This is a genomic window from Arthrobacter sp. Y3221160, assembly GCF_059092585.1.
In genome coordinates, this window is sequence record NZ_JBNHHU010000001.1 from 564670 (window position 1) to 583287 (window position 18618).

Genomic DNA, 18618 nt, shown 5'->3' on the forward strand with positions numbered 1-18618 from the left:
GTTTGGTGTCCCTTCAGGATCCGGCTTTTTCCACGGACACGGCGTCGCCGTCCCCGGCGACCAGGACCAGGTCCACGGTGAGGGTTTCCTGCGAGACGAGCCCCTGGTGCAGGGTCAGCGCGTCCAGGACGGACTGGTCCGCCGTCACCGTGGTGCGGATGCGGTCGCTGACCACCAATCCGGCATCCTTGCGTGCCTGCTGGATGGTGCGCACGTAGTCGCGGGCCACGCCTTCGGCCTCCAGTTCGGCGGTCACGGTGGTATCCAGCACCAGGAACCCGCCGCCGGGCAGCATGGTCACCGCCGCGCCGGCCGCGGCGTCCCCGGACACGACGGTTTCCAGGGAGTACTCCGACGGCTCGAGCAGCAGTCCCCCGGCGGTGACGGCGCCGGCGTCGTCCACCGACCAGTCACCGGACTTGGCGGCCTTGATGGCCTGCTGCACATTCTTGCCCAGCCGCGGGCCGGCCGCACGGGCGTTGACCACCAGCTTCTGCGAGATGCCGAACTCTTCCGGGGCGGCGTCGGCGGCGTCGATCAACCGGACCGACTTGATGTTCAGCTCGTCCTGGATCATCACGGCGTACTGGCCGGAGAGCCGCTCGGCGCCCGGCACCACCACGGTCAGCGAGGCCAGCGGCAGCCGCACGCGCAGGTTCGCGGCCTTGCGCAGGCTCGAGCCGGAGGAGCAGATCTGCCGGGTGGCGTCCATCAGTTCCACGAGTTCGGCCAGCTGCGGGAACTCGCCGGCGTCGGGCAGGTCAGTCAGGTGGACGGAACGCCCGCCGGTCAGCCCGCGCCAGATCTCCTCGGTGACCAGCGGCAGCAGCGGGGCCGCCACGCGGCAGACTGCCTCCAGCGCGGTGTAGAGCACGTCGAACGCGTCGCGGTCCTCGTCGAAGAACCGCTGGCGGGAGCGGCGGACGTACCAGTTGGTCAGGGTGTCCAGGTACTCGCGCAGCGCGTCGCAGGCGCCGGAGACGTCGTAGGCATCGAGCGCGGCCGTCATGTCGCGGACCAGGTCCCCGGTGTTGGCCAGGATGAACTGGTCCAGGGACTCCATGCCCTTGATCCGTTCGGTATCGCCGAGGACGGAGACGGCCTCATGCCCTGCCCCGTTGTTCGCGGAGTTGGTGTAGAGCTTGAAGAAGTGCCACACGTTCCACAGCGGCAGCATCACCTGGCGGACGCCGTCGCGGATGCCCTGCTCGGTGACGATCAGGTTGCCGCCGCGCAGGATCGGGGAGGCCATCAGGAACCAGCGCATGGCGTCGGAGCCGTCGCGGTCCAGGACCTCGGACACGTCCGGGTAGTTGCGCAGGCTCTTGGACATCTTCTGCCCGTCGGAGCCGAGCACGATGCCGTGGCTGATCACGTTGCGGAAGGCCGGGCGGTCGAACAGCGCGGTCGCGAGCACGTGCATGGTGTAGAACCAGCCACGCGTCTGGCCGATGTACTCCACGATGAAGTCGGCCGGGTTGTGGCTGTCGAACCAGTCCTTGTTCTCCATCGGGTAGTGCACCTGGGCGTAGGGCATCGAACCGGAGTCGAACCAGACGTCGAGCACGTCCTCCACGCGGCGCATCATGGACTGGCCGGTCGGGTCGTCCGGGTTGGGCCGGACCAGCTCATCGATGTACGGGCGGTGCAGGTCGACCTCGCCGTCGTGGTTGCGCGGCAGGGTGCCGAACGCTTCCTCCAGCTCGGTTAGCGAGCCGTACACCTCGCGGCGCGGGTAGTCCGGGTTGTCCGATTCCCACACCGGGATGGGCGAACCCCAGAAGCGGTTGCGGCTGATGGACCAGTCGCGGGCGTTCTCCAGCCACTTGCCGAACTGGCCGTCCTTGACGTTTTCCGGGATCCAGTTGATCTGCTGGTTCAGCTCGACCATGCGGTCCTTGAACTTGGTGACCTCCACGTACCAGGAGGAGATGGCGCGGTAGATCAGCGGCGTGCGGCAGCGCCAGCAATGCGGGTAGCTGTGCTCGTAGCTGGCCTGGCGGACCAGCCGGCCGTCGGCCTTCAGCACCCGGGTGATCGGCTTGTTCGCCTCGAACACCTGCACGCCGGCGATCTCGGCCAGCGGGCCCTCGGCGAAGTAAGGCAGGAACTTGGCGCCCTCGTCCACGGAGACGATCACGGGGATGCCGTTGTCTTCGCAGACCTTCTGGTCGTCTTCGCCGAACGCCGGCGCCTGGTGAACCAGGCCCGTGCCGTCGGTGGTGGTCACGTAGTCGGCCACGACGATCTGCCAGGCGTTCTGCATGCCCCACTTTCCGGCGTCCGCGTAGTGGTCCCAGAGCGGCTCGTAGCGCAGCCCGGCCAGCTGGGAGCCCAGGTACGTGGCCGCCACCGCCTCGGTGGCGGCAGCGGCGTCGTCGTACCCCAGGTCCTTGGCGTAGGAGCCCAGCAGGTCCTCCGCCACCAGGAACTTCTCCCCCGCGGCCTGCGTCCCGTTGGGGCCGGCCGGCAGCACCGCGTAGCTGATCTCCGGCCCGACGGCGAGGGCTGCGTTGGTGGGCAGCGTCCACGGCGTGGTGGTCCAGGCGAGCGCGTTGACGCCGGCAAGCTCCGCCGCCAGCGCGTTGTCCGACCCGTCGGCGCGGATCGGGAAGGTGACCGTGACCGTCTGGTCCTGGCGCATCTTGTAGACGTCGTCGTCCATCCGCAGCTCGTGGTTGGACAGCGGCGTCTCGTCCCGCCAGCAGTACGGCAGCACGCGGAAGCCCTGGTAGGTCAGGCCCTTTTCGTGCAGCTGCTTGAAGGCCCAGAGGACCGACTCCATGTACTCGACGTTGAGCGTCTTGTAGTCGTTCTCGAAATCCACCCAGCGGGCCTGGCGGGTGACGTAGTTCTGCCATTCGTCGGCGTACTTCATCACGGAGGTGCGGCAGGCGTCGTTGAACTTGTCGATGCCCATGGACAGGATCTGCTGCTTGTCCGTCATGCCCAGCTGCTTCATGGCCTCCAGCTCGGCCGGCAGCCCGTGCGTGTCCCAACCGAAGCGGCGCTCCACCTTGTGGCCGCGCTGGGTCTGGTAACGGGCCACCAGGTCCTTGACGTACCCGGTGAGCAGGTGGCCGTAGTGCGGCAGGCCGTTGGCGAAGGGCGGGCCGTCGTAGAAGACGAACTCGTTGCTGCCGTCGCTGCCGGCGTCGCGGGCATCGACGGAGGCCTGGAAGGTGCCGTCCTGCTGCCAGTATTTGAGCACCAACTCCTCGATCTCGGGGAACTTAGGCGAGCTCTCGGCAGCGGCAGCGCCGGCGGTGGAAGCCTTGGGATAGATCTGTGGCATGTTCGTCATCCTGGAAAGACAGCTCGGCAAGTGTGGGTACTTCTGCGAGGACGTGCCCTGCTCCGGTGCCTCCGGTGCGGCTGAAAAAGCCTCACCGTGCTGCCGGGGCGGAACCCGCGGTACCACCTCACTTGCCGGCCTGACGCGCCGAAACCGGCGCAAAGGGACAGCCACTCATTCGCTGCTGTGACGGGCATACCCGTCCGGTTCTACTGGGCCCAGGATGTTGGCCTGGGCTGTTCTTCCGGAAGCTCACCGGTGATGGCCGGGTCAGCGCTGATGACTCAAGTTTACGGCCCTGGCGGCGCGGCTGTCGAAACGCGGGCGAAATACGTGCTGGAGATGAGACCGTCCACTCCCTGCGTGGCAAACATCTTCATGCCCAGGGAGCCTACTTCTTAGCGCCGACGCATGCGTTCAGATCTTGATGGGCGGGATTGTTAGAATGGCGCTTCATTGCCGCCAGCCTTCTTCAGTTCCGCCAGGAGCTTCCCAAATATCTGCGGGGCGCCTTTCGCTGAACGGAATGCGAGATTCCGCAGTTCAACGAGTCTCTCGCCGGCAGTCCAGTCCCGATCTTCACTTACAGGCTCTGATTCGAGTCTCGCGATTTCTGTGGTGACATCATTCTCACGGATCCTGACACCCAAGAAGTAAGGGATTCGGCCGTCCTCGTCCACAGATCCGATCTCGTATGAGCTGTCTCCGACGACGGCTATCGCACTATCATCCTGCTCCGACCAATTCAGGACATTGGAGCGAGTTGCTGCCATGAGCTCCGTCACGAGCTGCATCCACTCATCTTCTTCGAACATCAGGGTCCTCCTGCAACTTGTAGCGTATCTGGGCAACGACACCCGCCAATTCACTGGACAGCTTTCCTATTTCTGCCGAAATAGCCTTAGCTGTGCGGGCGACGTCTGGATTTTGCTTGCCAGCAAGCGATTGCTTAACGTCGAGCGCTCGACCACCTGCGACTTTCACTCTTTCAATGAGCTTCGCCGCTCCCTCCTCGATGTTTTCGAGAAGAGATGCAATTTCATGGGCTGCATGCCCAAATCTGACCAGGGCGCGCTGAGCTGCTTCGGCTTCGTTGGCACTTATTGCGAGGTCCAAATCAGCCTGCAGATCCCGAAGCACCGGCATGGCCGCGGACAAAGCGTCCCCGCTGAGCTTCACTTGGGCCGCACCCAAGGCCTCGGTAGCCGCAGCCGCTGCTTTTCGCGTTCGGGATAGCTGAATGAAGGCTACGAGGAAACCAATAGCAGTTCCCACCAGACCCAACCAATCCCACCACCCCGGCCCGTCCAATCGCTGTCACCTCAAATAATAGATTTGGTCCTGGTTGTTCGCTTCTCAGGAACCTTTTGAGAAGGACCCTACTGCATAGAGTCTGAGGTTGCTTTATTGCTGCTCATTTATTTCAAGGAGTGTGCAATCCGGCGCTCATCTCCGCGACCTCCACAAAGGAACGATTGAACTCCGGAGCGACAAATCGGTCTGCCACCTTTAAGAAGGTGAGGCGGCACATTGAAACTATTGTGCGCTCTTTTAGACTCCGCTTGTAGTTGCCTCCGTCCACTCCCCAGCGTTGGACAGTCAGGAACGCGCTCGCTCGCGCTGCAATGGCACCACTTTATTCCGTTCGGAACACGTCTCAGGCAGAAACTTCCTGTTGTGCCCGAAACGGTAAGGCTACCGACCGGAAGTGCTACTTCCGAATCAGCTTGTGCGCGGCGGCCTGGGCCACGGGACGCATGACGATCTGGTCAAGGTTGACGTGATGCGGCAGGTTGAGCGAGTACGCCACGACGCCGGCTACGTCCTCGGCCAGCAGCGGTTTCTCCACACCGGCGTAGACGTTCTCGGCCGCTTGCCGGTCACCGCCGAGCCGGTTCAGTGAGAACTCCTCCGTCTGCACCAGGCCGGGCAGGATGTCGATCACGCGCACGTTGTGTTCCGCTTCTTCCAGGCGCAGGGTATTGGCCATCGAGTGCTGGGCGAACTTGGCTGCTACGTAGCCTCCACCGCCTTCGTAGGCCACCAGCCCGGCCGTTGACGTCAGCAGCACCACCGATCCCTCGCCGTTAGCGCGCAAAGCCGGAAGAAATGCCTGGATCATGCGCAGGGAGCCGAGGACGTTGACCTCGTACATCTTCTGCCAATCGGCCGGCTTTCCCTCCCCGATGGTGTCCACGCCGAATGCTCCCCCGGCGATGTTCACCAGCGCGTCGATCCCTCCGTCGGACAAGACGGTAGCTGCGAGCCGGTCCACTGAAGCTTGGTCGGTCACGTTCGCGGGCATGGCGAAGGCGCCGGTCTCCCGGGCGAGGGCGGCCAGCCGCTCGGCGCGGCGGGCAACTGCCACCACGTCCCAGCCGCTTCCCTGCAGCGCCCGAACGGTAGCTGCCCCGATACCCGAACTTGCTCCGGTGACTATTGCGCGCCTGGTCATGAACCACAGCGTAGCGGCAGACGAAGAAAGTGGTTCAGGCGTGGCATTCACCGCGCGACTTCGGGCGACTTCACCGCTCGACGGTGAGCGGTCTAAGGGGGACCGCGCAGGCCGCCCTTTCCAGTTGGCCGCCGGCAACCGTGGCGGCTCTGTTGTTCCGGCCGGTGTCATCGCACCAGTCGATGTGACGGGGCATGGCCGTCACAGCCGCCTCGCCCGCGGCCGCTTGTTCGGGGATGACGAACGCGTAGCTGAAGCCGCCGCCGTCGTTCATAGGGGCGGTGGCGTTGACGATTTCCGCTCCCGACGCGTCCACCACTGTCACCTCGATCTGCGCATTGCTGCCGTAGCGGGGATTGCAGTCGGCGTCGGCAGCCGCCACGGTGACGGTCTGTCCTGGCCGGGCATCCGTCGGACTGACTGAATATTCCGGCGGGAGACACGGAGGGGCCGCGCCAGGCCCCGCGTAAGCACCGCACCCCGGCACCGAAGCGGCCAAGGCCGCAGCAGCCGGCAGCGCGAAGGCGGCGAGGCCCCCGGCACGGTGCCTCGTGGCCGGAGGCGCCCCGCCGTCGCCCCTGCCTTCGCCACTTGTGCCCCGGCTGTTCCTTGCGCCCCGGGTGTTCCGCGGTACGTCAGCCGGATTCCACACCGAGGTGCTCCAAAATCATCCCGCGCAGCACCACTGCCTGATTGTGCTCCTTGTCCTTGGCCCCGTACAGCAGGCAGAGCTTGGGCTGCTCGCGCGCCAGCTCCACCAGCCGCTCCAGCGCCTCCGAACCGTCCAGTTCCTGCCGGTACGCCACGGCAAAGGCGTCGAATTTCTCCGGCCGGTGGCTGAACTCCTTGCGCAGCTCGGCCGAGGTTCCCGCCTCCTTCAGCCACAGGTCCACCCCGGCGCCCTCCTTCTTGATGCCCCGCGGCCAGATCCGGTCCACCAGCACCCGGTAGCCGTCGCCGTCGTCGGCGGGTTCGTAGACGCGCTTGATGTGAACGTTCGCCATGGGCGCATCCTACGCATTCACCCGCTGCGGCGGGTAGGTCTGCACGCCGTCCCCGGCCCTAGCGGCGAGCCGGGGCAATCAGGTGCTGCGCCGCCGTCGTGCAGAATCTTCATTCCCTGCCCGGCATGAAAGAATGGCCAGCATGGCAGAACATACCCCGGGCACAGACACGCCCGTTACCGTTAACGTTCCCGACAAGCCCGCCCTCGAAGGCCTTGAGGATGCCCTGACCCGGCGCTGGCGCGAGGAGGGGACCTACAAGTTCAATCCCGAGACCACGCGGGAGCAGGTCTACTCGATCGACACTCCCCCGCCGACGGCTTCGGGCTCGCTGCATGTGGGACACATGTTCTCCTACACCCAGACCGACGTGCTGGCCCGCTATCAGCGGATGCGCGGCAAGAACGTGTTCTACCCGATGGGCTGGGACGACAACGGCCTGCCCACCGAGCGCCGGGTGCAGAACTACTACGGCGTCCGCTGCGACCCGTCGGTGGCGTACGACCCGGACTACCAGCCGCCTGCCACGCCGGCGAAGAACCAGCGCGATTTCGACGTCGTCTCGCGCCGGAACTTCATCGAGCTCTGCGAAACCCTGGCCGTGGAGGACGAGAAGGTCTTCGAGAACCTCTTCAGCACCCTTGGCCTGTCGGTGGACTGGGATCTGACCTACCGGACCATCGATGACGTGTCCCGCTCCGTTTCCCAGCGTGCCTTCCTGGCCAACCTGAACTCCGGCGACGCCTACGTGGCCGAGGCCCCCACGCTCTGGGACGTCACGTTCCGCACCGCCGTGGCGCAGGCCGAGCTCGAGGACCGGGAGATGCCCGGCGCCTACTACCGCTACGCGTTCGAAACCGCCGACGGCGAAAAGGTCCACATCGAGACCACCCGCCCCGAACTGCTGCCCGCCTGCGTGGCACTGGTTGCCAACCCCGACGACGAGCGCTACCAGAAACTCTTCGGCACCACCGTAAAGTCCCCGCTGTTCGGCGTGGAGGTGGAGGTCAAGGCCCACCCGCTGGCCAAGCCCGACAAGGGCGCCGGCATCGCCATGGTCTGCACCTTCGGCGACCTGACCGACGTGACGTGGTGGCGGGAACTGCAGCTGCCCACCCGCTCCATCGTGGGCCGCGACGGGCGCATCATGGCCGACACCCCGGAGTGGATCACCACCGAGGAAGGCAAGGCGAACTACGCCGAGCTGGCCGGCAAGACCGTTTTCTCCGCCAAGGAGAAGATCGTGGAGCTGCTGTCCGAGGCCGGCGAACTGGATGGCGAGCCCCAGAAGATGACCCACCCGGTCAACTTCTACGAAAAGGGCGACAAGCCGCTGGAGGTCGTCACCTCACGGCAGTGGTACATCCGCAACGGCGGTCGCGACGCGGACCGGCGGGAACGGCTGATCAGCCGGGGGCGGGAGATCGAATTCCATCCGGCGTTCATGCGCTCGCGCTACGAGAACTGGATCGAAGGACTTAACGGCGACTGGCTCATTTCCCGCCAGCGCTTCTTCGGCGTGCCGATCCCGGTCTGGTACCCGCTGGACGCCTCCGGCAACCCCGACTACGACAACCCGGTGGTGCCCTCCGACGAGATGCTGCCGGTGGACCCGGCCGCTGACCCCGCTCCGGGCTACGAGGAGTCGCAGCGCAACCAGCCCGGCGGCTTCATCGGCGACGCCGATGTGTTCGACACCTGGGCCACGTCCTCGCTGTCGCCGCAGATCGTGGGTAAGTGGAGCCGGGACGAGTCGTTCTTCAACAACGTCTTCCCGTTCGACCTGCGCCCGCAGGGCCACGACATCATCCGCACCTGGTTGTTCTCCACCGGGGGGCGCGGCGACTCGCTGAACAGCTGCGCGCCGTGGAAGCACGCGGCGCTCTCCGGCTGGATCCTGGACCCGGACCGCAAGAAGATGTCGAAGTCCAAGGGCAACGTGGTGGTCCCCACGGACGTGCTGGACCAGTTCGGCGCGGACGCGGTGCGCTACTGGGCGGCTTCCGCCAAGCTGGGTGCGGACACCGCCTACGAGGTCGCGCAGATGAAGATCGGCCGCCGCCTGGCCATCAAGCTGCTGAACGCCTCCAAGTTCGTGCTGAACCTGGGTGCCACCGAGGCTTCGGTTCTTGCCGAGGACGACGCCGTGGTTACCAACCCGTTGGACAAGTCGCTGCTGGGTCAGCTGGCCGAGGTGGTGGAGACCGCGACGGCCGCGTTCGAGAAGTACGACCATGCGCGCGCCCTGCAGGTCACTGAGAGCTTCTTCTGGTCCTTCACCGACGACTACGTCGAGCTGATCAAGGACCGCGCCTACGGTGCCGCCGGCGAGGCGGAGCAGGCCTCGGTCCTGGCCACGCTGGCCACCACGCTCGACGCCCTGCTGCGTCTCTTCGCACCGTTCCTGCCCTTCGCCACCGAAGAGGTCTGGAGCTGGTGGCGCGCCGGCTCTGTGCACCGCGCCGAATGGCCGACGATGGCGGGGCTCGCCTCAATTGCGTCCGCCGCCGACACGGGGCTGCTCGGGACGGTCGGTCAGGCGCTGGGCGGCATCCGCAAGGCGAAGTCCGAAGCCAAGGTCAAGCAGCGCACCGAGGTCCTCACCGCGACCATCACCGGATCGGCCGCACAGGTGGCCCAACTTGAGGCAGGGCTCGGCGACCTGAAGGCCGCCGGCAATGCGCGCGAAGTCCTGCTGAGCGAGGCGGAGGGCGAGCTGACCGTCGCGAAGGTCGAGCTGGCGGCCGCCGAGGCACCGGCCGAGTAGCAGGGCCACGGCCGGTCGAGCAGCAGAGGCTTGGCCGGCCTGGTAGCAGAGGCTTGGCCGGGCGGGTAGCTGGGTCAGGGCCTGCCCACTGGCTGGCTCCAGGCCGTTCGGCAGCCGGTTCCGGCCCGTTAACGAGGGGAAGCCCCATCAGCGTTTCGCCGTTGGTGGGGCTTCGACTCACCACCGAGGAAGGCAAGGCGAACTACGCCGAGCTGGCCGGCAAGACCGTTTTCTCCGCCAAGGAGAAGATCGTGGAGCTGCTGTCCGAGGCCGGCGAACTGGATGGCGAGCCCCAGAAGATGACCCACCCGGTCAACTTCTACGAAAAGGGCGACAAGCCGCTGGAGGTCGTCACCTCACGGCAGTGGTACATCCGCAACGGCGGTCGCGACGCGGACCGGCGGGAACGGCTGATCAGCCGGGGGCGGGAGATCGAATTCCATCCGGCGTTCATGCGCTCGCGCTACGAGAACTGGATCGAAGGACTTAACGGCGACTGGCTCATTTCCCGCCAGCGCTTCTTCGGCGTGCCGATCCCGGTCTGGTACCCGCTGGACGCCTCCGGCAACCCCGACTACGACAACCCGGTGGTGCCCTCCGACGAGATGCTGCCGGTGGACCCGGCCGCTGACCCCGCTCCGGGCTACGAGGAGTCGCAGCGCAACCAGCCCGGCGGCTTCATCGGCGACGCCGATGTGTTCGACACCTGGGCCACGTCCTCGCTGTCGCCGCAGATCGTGGGTAAGTGGAGCCGGGACGAGTCGTTCTTCAACAACGTCTTCCCGTTCGACCTGCGCCCGCAGGGCCACGACATCATCCGCACCTGGTTGTTCTCCACCGTGGTGCGCGGCGACTCGCTGAACAGCTGCGCGCCGTGGAAGCACGCGGCGCTCTCCGGCTGGATCCTGGACCCGGACCGCAAGAAGATGTCGAAGTCCAAGGGCAACGTGGTGGTCCCCACGGACGTGCTGGACCAGTTCGGCGCGGACGCGGTGCGCTACTGGGCGGCTTCCGCCAAGCTGGGTGCGGACACCGCCTACGAGGTCGCGCAGATGAAGATCGGCCGCCGCCTGGCCATCAAGCTGCTGAACGCCTCCAAGTTCGTGCTGAACCTGGGTGCCACCGAGGCTTCGGTTCTTGCCGAGGACGACGCCGTGGTTACCAACCCGTTGGACAAGTCGCTGCTGGGTCAGCTGGCCGAGGTGGTGGAGACCGCGACGGCCGCGTTCGAGAAGTACGACCATGCGCGCGCCCTGCAGGTCACTGAGAGCTTCTTCTGGTCCTTCACCGACGACTACGTCGAGCTGATCAAGGACCGCGCCTACGGTGCCGCCGGCGAGGCGGAGCAGGCCTCGGTCCTGGCCACGCTGGCCACCACGCTCGACGCCCTGCTGCGTCTCTTCGCACCGTTCCTGCCCTTCGCCACCGAAGAGGTCTGGAGCTGGTGGCGCGCCGGCTCTGTGCACCGCGCCGAATGGCCGACGATGGCGGGGCTCGCCTCAATTGCGTCCGCCGCCGACACGGGGCTGCTCGGGACGGTCGGTCAGGCGCTGGGCGGCATCCGCAAGGCGAAGTCCGAAGCCAAGGTCAAGCAGCGCACCGAGGTCCTCACCGCGACCATCACCGGATCGGCCGCACAGGTGGCCCAACTTGAGGCAGGGCTCGGCGACCTGAAGGCCGCCGGCAATGCGCGCGAAGTCCTGCTGAGCGAGGCGGAGGGCGAGCTGACCGTCGCGAAGGTCGAGCTGGCGGCCGCCGAGGCACCGGCCGAGTAGCAGGGCCACGGCCGGTCGAGCAGCAGAGGCTTGGCCGGCCTGGTAGCAGAGGCTTGGCCGGGCGGGTAGCTGGGTCAGGGCCTGCCCACTGGCTGGCTCCAGGCCGTTCGGCAGCCGGTTCCGGCCCGTTAACGAGGGGAAGCCCCATCAGCGTTTCGCCGTTGGTGGGGCTTCGACTCTTTGATCCAAAGGTGACGCTTTGGGTCTCGCGAACTCCGCCGATCTTCAGGTCTTCCGAGCCTCGTCACAGGCTGGCAGTTTGTGGAACTGGTCCACTACTTGTCACTGAATCTTTGGTGTTCGGTCCCGCATCTTTTGGGGGATGCGTATAGATATTTATACTCCTGCGCAAGCCGACACGCCATAGTTTCGCGGATTGTTTTCCGAAACCAGGGCGCGCCGGCCGGCGGCGTCTGGGTCCCGCGGACGACGCCCGCTTGAGGCGTTCGCTCCAGGCCCGAACGGTTAGTCGAACTCGGGGCTGGTGGTCCGGGAGCGCTTGATCTCGTAGAAGTACGGGAACTCGGCCAGGGCCACGGCGCCGTCGAAAATCTTTCCGGCGGTTTCGCCGCGCGGGATGCGGGTCAGCACCGGCCCGAAGAAGGCGGTGCCGTTGAAGGCCACGACGGGGGTGCCGACTTCGTCGCCCACCTTGGAGATGCCTTCTTCGTGGCTGGCGCGCAGCTGCTCGTCATATTCGTCGGAGGTGGCGAAACGGGCCAGGTCGGCGGGCAGGCCGACCTCTTCCAGCGCGGCGGCAGTCACGGCCTCATAGTCCTTGTTGCCCTCGTTGTGGATGCGGGTGCCCATGGCGTCGTAGAGCTTCCCCACGTAGGCCTCGCCGTGCAGTTCACGGGCGGCGATGATCACGCGGACCGGGCCCCACGCCTTCTTCAGGAATTCCTTGTACTCCTCCGGCAGCTCGTCGCGGCCGTCGTTGAGCACGGCCAGGCTCATCACGTGCCAGTCGATCTTGACGTCGCGGACCTTCTCCACCTCCAGCATCCAGCGGGACGTGATCCAGGCGAACGGACAGGCCGGATCGAACCAGAAGTCAACGGTGGACGGCGCAGCGCTTTCAGACATACGGCAAGAGCTCCTTCTTGAGGACTGGTTATACGTACTGTTGTGGGTAACTGCCGCGCCGGTGGTTTTGTTCCGCCGACCCGGCAGGTGCCCGTGCACCGGCGCCCCCGATACGGGCGGTCAGGCGGAATCGCGGCGGCGGATGGCTTCGACGTCGTGCGGGATGAGGGTGGGGTCCGCCCCGGTCAGGACCGTCTCCGCGGTAATCACGGCGGTGGCGATGTCGTCGCGGCCGGGCAGGTCGAACATGATCGGCTGCAGAGTTTCTTCCATGATGGCCCGAAGGCCCCGCGCGCCGGTTCCGCGTTCCAGCGCCAGGTCGGCAACCGCTTCCAGGGCGTCCTGCTCGAAGGACAGCTCCACGCCGTCCAATTGGAACATCTTCTGGTACTGGCGGATCAGCGCGTTCTTCGGCTCGGTGAGGATCCGGATCAGCGCAGGCTTGTCGAGTTCGGCCACGGTGGTGATCACCGGCAGGCGGCCGATGAACTCCGGGATCAGCCCGAACTTGAGCAGGTCTTCGGGCATGACTTCGCCGTAGTTGTCCTGCTGGGCGACGGCGTCCTTGAGCGGGGCACCGAAGCCGATGCCCTTGCGTCCGGCCCGCGAGCCGATGATTTCTTCCAGGCCGGCGAAGGCCCCGGCGACGATGAAGAGGATGTTGGTGGTGTCGATCTGGAGGAACTCCTGCTGCGGGTTCTTCCGCCCGCCCTGCGGCGGCACCGAAGCCACAGTTCCTTCCAGGATTTTCAGCAGGGCCTGCTGCACGCCTTCACCGGAGACGTCGCGGGTGATCGAGGGGCCCTCGCTCTTGCGGGTCACCTTGTCGATCTCGTCGATGTAGATGATGCCCTGCTCGGCCTTTTTGATGTCGTTGCCGGCGGCCTGGATCAGCTTGAGCAGGATGTTCTCCACATCCTCGCCCACATAGCCGGCTTCGGTCAGCGACGTCGCGTCCGCCACCGCGAACGGCACGTTCAACTGGCGGGCCAGCGTCTGGGCCAGGTAGGTCTTGCCGCAGCCGGTGGGGCCGATCAGCAGGACATTCGACTTGGCGATTTCCACGTCCTGGAGTCCGCCGGCGGCGGCCAGGCCGGCGCTGCCCGGGGCGGCGTGGCCGGAGCGGATGCGCTTGTAGTGGTTGTACACGGCCACGGCCAAGGCACGCTTGGCCGGTTCCTGGCCGATCACATACTCCTGCAGGAAGCCATAGATTTCCCGGGGCTTGGGCAGCTCCAGCAGTTCGGAGGCGGCACCGGCGCCGAATTCTTCCTCCAGCAGTTCGTTGCACAGCCCGACGCATTCGTCGCAAATGTACACGCCGCCGCCGGCGATCAGCTTCTTCACCTGCTTCTGGCTCTTGCCGCAAAACGAGCACGTGAGCAGCTCTGCGCTTCCGCCGGTCCGGGCCATAGTGTGTCCCCTTGTCTGGTCCTCGATCGATCGTCCGGTGGTCCGGAGCAGTGCAGTGTCAGGCCGACTTGTTCCGGCGCTTGGCGACCACGTCGTGGGAGATCAGCGCCGGTTCCGCCTTGTTCAGCACCACGTCCGCGGTGATCACGACGGAGGCGATGTCCTCGCGGCTGGGCAGGTCGAACATGACCGGCTGCAGGGTCTCTTCGATGATCGCGCGCAGCCCGCGGGCGCCGGTGCCACGCTCCAGCGCGAGGTCCGCCACGGCCTCCAGCGCTTCCTGCTCGAAGCTCAGTTCCACGCCGTCCAGCTGGAACATCTTCTGGTACTGGCGCAGCAGGGCATTCTTCGGTTCGGTCAGGATCTTGATCAAGGCCGGGCGGTCCAGGTTGGAGACCGTGGTGATCACCGGCAGGCGGCCGATGAACTCCGGGATCAGGCCGAACTTCAACAGGTCTTCGGGCATGACCTCGCCGTAGCTGTCCTTCTCCCCCGCCGCGTCCTTGAGCGGGGCGCCGAAGCCGATCCCCTTGCGGCCGGCGCGCGAACCGATAATCTCCTCCAGCCCGGCGAAGGCGCCGGCGACGATGAACAGCACGTTGGTGGTGTCGATCTGGATGAATTCCTGGTGCGGATGCTTCCGGCCGCCCTGCGGCGGCACGGACGCGACCGTACCCTCGAGGATCTTCAGCAGCGCCTGCTGGACGCCCTCCCCGGAGACGTCCCGGGTGATGGACGGGTTCTCGCTCTTGCGCGAAATCTTGTCGATCTCGTCAATGTAGATGATGCCCTGCTCGGCCTTTTTCACGTCGTAATCGGCGGCCTGTATGAGCTTGAGCAGGATGTTCTCCACGTCTTCGCCCACGTAGCCGGCTTCGGTCAGCGCCGTGGCGTCCGCGACGGCGAACGGGACGTTCAGTCGGCGGGCCAGCGTCTGGGCCAGGTAGGTCTTGCCGCAGCCGGTGGGCCCGATCAGCAGGATGTTGGACTTGGAAACTTCCACGTCCTCCAGCGGGCTGGCATCGGAGAGGTTGGCGGTCCCCTTGGGCGCATGCCCGGACTGGATTCGCTTGTAGTGGTTGTAGACCGCCACGGCCAGCGCCCGCTTGGCCGGCTCCTGGCCGATCACGTACTCCTGCAGGAAGTCGAAGATCTCCCGCGGCTTGGGCAGTTCGAAGCTGCCCAGGTCCGACACCTCGGCCAGCTCCTCTTCGATGATCTCGTTGCAGAGCTCGATGCATTCGTCGCAGATGTACACGCCGGGGCCGGCGATCAGCTTGCGGACCTGTTTCTGGCTCTTGCCGCAGAAAGAGCACTTGAGCAGGTCAGCGCTCTCACCTATGCGAGCCATATCCGTCCCCTTACTTGGTCTACGTCGGCAGCTGTGTCGCGGCAGCTGCGCCGCCCGAACTATTGCCGGACAGACGCTGCGCCGCCGAGGCCAGCTGACAACAACTCTAATTCACTGCGCCGACAGTTTCAGTAACAACACTGCCCGCGGTGCGATATGACGCGCCACGGGCAGTGCAGGCATTGAGACTATTTTACGGTACTTACTTGGTGATCGCCGGTTTGTGGATCTTGCGGGAGTCGAGCACCTGGTCGATCAGCCCGTATTCCAGGGCACCCGCGGCCGTGAGGATCTTGTCCCGTTCGATGTCCTTGTTTACCTGCGCGGCGTCCTTGCCCGAATGCATGGCCAGCGCGTCTTCCAGCCACTTGCGCATCCGCATGACCTCGTCGGCCTGGATCTGCAGATCGGAGGCCTGGCCGTGTTCGCCGCCGCCCAGCGCCGGCTGGTGGATCAGCACGCGGGCGTTCGGCAGGGCCAGCCGCTTGCCAGGGGTGCCCGCTGCCAGCAGCACGGCCGCGGCACTGGCCGCCTGGCCCAGGCAGACGGTCTGGATTTCCGGGCGGATGTACTGCATGGTGTCGTAGATCGCGGTCATCGCGGTGAACGACCCGCCCGGCGAGTTGATGTAGATGGTGATGTCGCGGTCCGGGTCCGTCGACTCGAGGACCAGCAGCTGGGCCATGACGTCGTCGGCCGAGGCATCGTCGACCTGGACGCCCAGGAAGATGATCCGGTCCTCGAACAGCTTGGTGTAGGGGTCCTGGCGCTTGAAGCCGTAGGGCGTGCGCTCCTCGAACTGGGGCAGCACATAGCGGTTCTGCGGCATGTTGGCGGCGAAACCGCCGGCAGCGGCACCGAAGTTGTAGTCCATGAGATTCTCCTGCTTGTATTCGGGTCGGTGGCGCGTGGGCTCAGGAATCCTGGGAGGCGGAGCCGCCCTGGGTCCCGCCGCCGCCGGAAACGCCGCCGGCGTGGGCCGAAATCTTGTCGAAGAAGCCGTAGGCCAGGCCTTCCTCGGCCGTAAACCACTTGTCGCGGTCGTTGTCGATCAGGATCTGCTCCACCGACTGGCCGGTCTGCTCGGCGGTCAGTTCGGCCATGACCTGCTTCATATGCAGGATCAGCTCGGCCTGGATCTTGATGTCGGAGGCCGTGCCGCCGATGCCGCCGGAGGGCTGGTGCATCAGGATGCGCGCGTGCGGGGTGGCGTAGCGCTTGCCCTTGGTGCCCGAGGAGAGCAGGAACTGGCCCATGGAGGCCGCCAGGCCGGTGGCCACGGTCACCACGTCGTTCGGGATGAACTTCATGGTGTCGTAGATGGCCATGCCGGCGGTCACCGACCCGCCGGGCGAGTTGATGTAGAGGTAGATGTCCTTCTCCGGGTCCTCGGCCGAGAGCAGCAGCAGCTGCGAGCAGATGGCGTTGGCGTTCTCGTCGCGCACCTCGGAGCCCAGCCAGATGATGCGCTCTTTGAGCAGGCGATTGTAGATGTAGTCTTCGCGGCTGGCCGCATCGACCGAAGCCATTCTCGGAGTGGCGGATTCATTCGACATGCTGAAATACCTCTCGCTTCTTCCCCGGGCGGTACCGTCACCGGTGGCCCTAAGGTCGTTTACCTACTTGGACAGTAACGTGTTCCGCTGCCCGATTCCTCCCGCACGGCGCGCTGTTCGCTGACGGCGCATCAGGCCCGTGACGGCGCGGGAAAACGCTCTGCCCGCAGCAGAAAATGACGACGGCCGAGCGACCTTTGGGGGCACACTCGGCCCGGGCGGGGGCCCGGTTCCACCGGCACGGCCGCCGCCGGTGATGGAGGGAAAGCGCCCCGGTTCCTCCGGCACGGCCGCCGCCGGTGATGGAGGGAAAGCCGCCCGGTTCCGCCGGCTCGGCCGCCGGTCAGGGAGGGAAGCCCGCGCACCGGAGCCGGGCGCCGTCGTCGTCCGCGGGAGTTAAAGCGGCGGACCGCCGGTTCCCCAGGAAGGGATCCGGCGGTCCGTCCAGCGGCAGCGCCGCTACTACTTCTTCGGTGCGTCCTCGGCGGCCTCTTCGGCGGCGTCGGTGTCTTCGATCGACTCGGTGTCGGCAGCGTCCGCTTCGGCTTCTCCGGCCTCGGCGTTGGCGGCCTCGGCCTCGGCGGCCTGGATCATGTCTTCGACGTTGGGCTCTTCTTCGCCGGCGGGGCGGACGAAGTCGCTCAGGTCCACCTCGTTGCCGTTGGAGTCGGTGACCTTGGCCAGCTCCAGCACCTTGGCCAGGGCCTTGCGGCGGCGGACCTCGCCCACCATCATGCCGACCTGGCCGGACTGGTCCAGCAGCTGCGCGAACTGGTTCGGGTCCATGCCGTACTGGCCGGCGGAGGACACGATGTAGTCGATCAGCTCGGCCTGGCTGACGCCCAGCTCTTCCTTGTCGGCCACGGCGTCGAGCACGATTTCGTTGCGGAAGGCCTTCTCGGTGTTCTCGCGGACCTCGGCGCGGTGCTCCTCGGTGTCGTGGTCTTCACCGTGGCTGTTCTCCGGGCGGAAGTGCTGTTCCATCTGCTCTTCGACGACGGAGTCCGGAACCGGAACCTCGACCAGTTCCATCAGCTTGTCCAGCACCTTGTCGCGGGCCTCGACGCCCTGCTCCATGATCTTGGCGTCGGCGGCCTGCTTGGCCAGGTCTTCCTTCAGCTCGGCAATGGTGTCGAACTCGCTGGCCAGCTGGGCGAAGTCGTCGTCGGCCTCGGGAAGCTCGCGCTCCTTGACGGCCTTGACCTTCACGGTGACCGTAGCGTCCTTGCCGGCGTGCTCGCCGCCGGCAAGCTTGGTCTCGAAGGTGGCGTCCTCGCCGGCGCTCAGCGCGGTAACGGCCTCGTCCAGGCCCTCCAGCATAGTGCCGGCGCCCACCTGGTAGGACAGGTCCGCGGCGGAGTCCACTTCTTCGCCGTCCACCTTGGCGGACAGGTCCATGGTGATGAAGTCGTCGGCAACGGCCGGACGGTCAACGCTCTTCAGGGTGCCGAAGCGGCCGCGCAGGTCGTCCAGCGCCTTCTGGATGTCTTCCTCGGAAGCCTCGGTAGCTTCGACGGTGACCTCGAGGCCTGCGTACTCGGGCAGCTCGATCTCGGGGCGGACATCGACCTCAACGTGGAAGGCGAGCTGGCCCTCGGTGGCGGCCGGGTCGGGAACCTCGGTGATTTCAACCTCGGGGCGGCTCAGCGGGCGGATGCCGGTCTCTTCGACGGCGCCCTGGTAGAAGCCGTTGAGGCCCTCGTTAATAGCCGTCTCGATCACGTAGCCGCGGCCGACGCGCTGGTCGATCAGCTTCGCCGGAACCTTGCCCTTGCGGAAGCCCGGAACCTGGATCTGGCTCGCGATGGTCTTGTACGCCGCGTCGATGCTGGGCTTCAGTTCCTCAAAGGGGACCTCAACATTGAGCTTGACCCGGGTAGGGGTGAGGTTTTCGACAGCGCTCTTCACAGCGTTAG

At 66.0% G+C, this 18618-nt stretch carries 13 protein-coding genes and 1 pseudogene; 2 read left to right on the top strand and 12 right to left on the bottom strand.

Annotated features, from left to right (window positions below; all coding sequences use genetic code 11):
* Positions 1-13: 13 nt before the first annotated feature.
* The 6 genes from ileS to AC5RWG_RS02665 form a co-directional block, all read right to left on the bottom strand.
* The gene (gene ileS, locus AC5RWG_RS02640; protein WP_494166375.1) at positions 14-3295 is read right to left on the bottom strand and encodes an isoleucine--tRNA ligase; all 3282 of its coding nucleotides are present in this window, start codon (positions 3293-3295) and stop codon (positions 14-16) included.
* Between the two features lie 440 nt (positions 3296-3735).
* A complete protein-coding gene (locus tag AC5RWG_RS02645; protein ID WP_494129078.1) occupies positions 3736-4110 on the bottom strand; it encodes a hypothetical protein in 375 nt (124 codons plus the stop codon).
* Positions 4094-4570, bottom strand: a complete 477-nt coding sequence (locus tag AC5RWG_RS02650) for a hypothetical protein (RefSeq protein WP_494129079.1) — start codon at positions 4568-4570, stop codon at positions 4094-4096. The genes AC5RWG_RS02645 and AC5RWG_RS02650 overlap by 17 nt, the downstream gene beginning before the upstream one ends.
* A 436-nt stretch (positions 4571-5006) precedes the next feature.
* Positions 5007-5750 carry an SDR family oxidoreductase gene (locus AC5RWG_RS02655; RefSeq protein ID WP_494166376.1) on the bottom strand — a complete coding sequence of 248 codons (744 nt, stop codon included), beginning with the start codon at positions 5748-5750 and terminating at the stop codon, positions 5007-5009.
* A 70-nt stretch (positions 5751-5820) separates the two neighbouring features.
* Entirely contained in the window at positions 5821-6132 is a 312-nt protein-coding gene (locus AC5RWG_RS02660; protein ID WP_494129081.1) for a hypothetical protein, read from the bottom strand.
* A 253-nt stretch (positions 6133-6385) separates the two neighbouring features.
* Positions 6386-6754, bottom strand: a complete 369-nt coding sequence (locus tag AC5RWG_RS02665) for a DUF488 domain-containing protein (protein ID WP_494022982.1) — start codon at positions 6752-6754, stop codon at positions 6386-6388.
* Positions 6755-6896: 142 nt separating this feature from the next.
* Between AC5RWG_RS02665 and valS the strand changes: the two genes are divergently transcribed.
* Both valS and AC5RWG_RS02675 read left to right on the top strand, forming a co-directional pair.
* A complete protein-coding gene (gene valS / locus AC5RWG_RS02670) occupies positions 6897-9521 on the top strand; it encodes a valine--tRNA ligase (RefSeq protein WP_494166377.1) in 2625 nt (874 codons plus the stop codon).
* 176 nt (positions 9522-9697) lie between these two features.
* Positions 9698-11296, top strand: a pseudogene (locus AC5RWG_RS02675) (class I tRNA ligase family protein); the annotation flags it as partial.
* Between the two features lie 465 nt (positions 11297-11761).
* Here AC5RWG_RS02675 and AC5RWG_RS02680 read toward each other — a convergent pair.
* From AC5RWG_RS02680 to tig, 6 genes are all read right to left on the bottom strand, one after another.
* On the bottom strand, positions 11762-12382 hold the full coding sequence (locus tag AC5RWG_RS02680; RefSeq protein ID WP_494166378.1) for a mycothiol-dependent nitroreductase Rv2466c family protein: 621 nt from the start codon (positions 12380-12382) through the stop codon (positions 11762-11764).
* Positions 12383-12502: 120 nt separating this feature from the next.
* Positions 12503-13795, bottom strand: a complete 1293-nt coding sequence (gene clpX, locus AC5RWG_RS02685; RefSeq protein ID WP_494026014.1) for an ATP-dependent Clp protease ATP-binding subunit ClpX — start codon at positions 13793-13795, stop codon at positions 12503-12505.
* 58 nt (positions 13796-13853) lie between these two features.
* Complete coding sequence (gene clpX, locus AC5RWG_RS02690; RefSeq protein ID WP_493977441.1) at positions 13854-15146, bottom strand: ATP-dependent Clp protease ATP-binding subunit ClpX; 1293 nt, start codon at positions 15144-15146, stop codon at positions 13854-13856.
* A 202-nt stretch (positions 15147-15348) separates the two neighbouring features.
* Entirely contained in the window at positions 15349-16020 is a 672-nt protein-coding gene (locus tag AC5RWG_RS02695; protein WP_493977440.1) for an ATP-dependent Clp protease proteolytic subunit, read from the bottom strand.
* A 40-nt stretch (positions 16021-16060) separates the two neighbouring features.
* Complete coding sequence (locus AC5RWG_RS02700) at positions 16061-16675, bottom strand: ATP-dependent Clp protease proteolytic subunit (protein ID WP_493999879.1); 615 nt, start codon at positions 16673-16675, stop codon at positions 16061-16063.
* A gap of 489 nt (positions 16676-17164) precedes the next feature.
* Positions 17165-18610, bottom strand: a complete 1446-nt coding sequence (gene tig / locus AC5RWG_RS02705) for a trigger factor (RefSeq protein WP_494022978.1) — start codon at positions 18608-18610, stop codon at positions 17165-17167.
* Between the last annotated feature and the right edge of the window lie 8 nt (positions 18611-18618).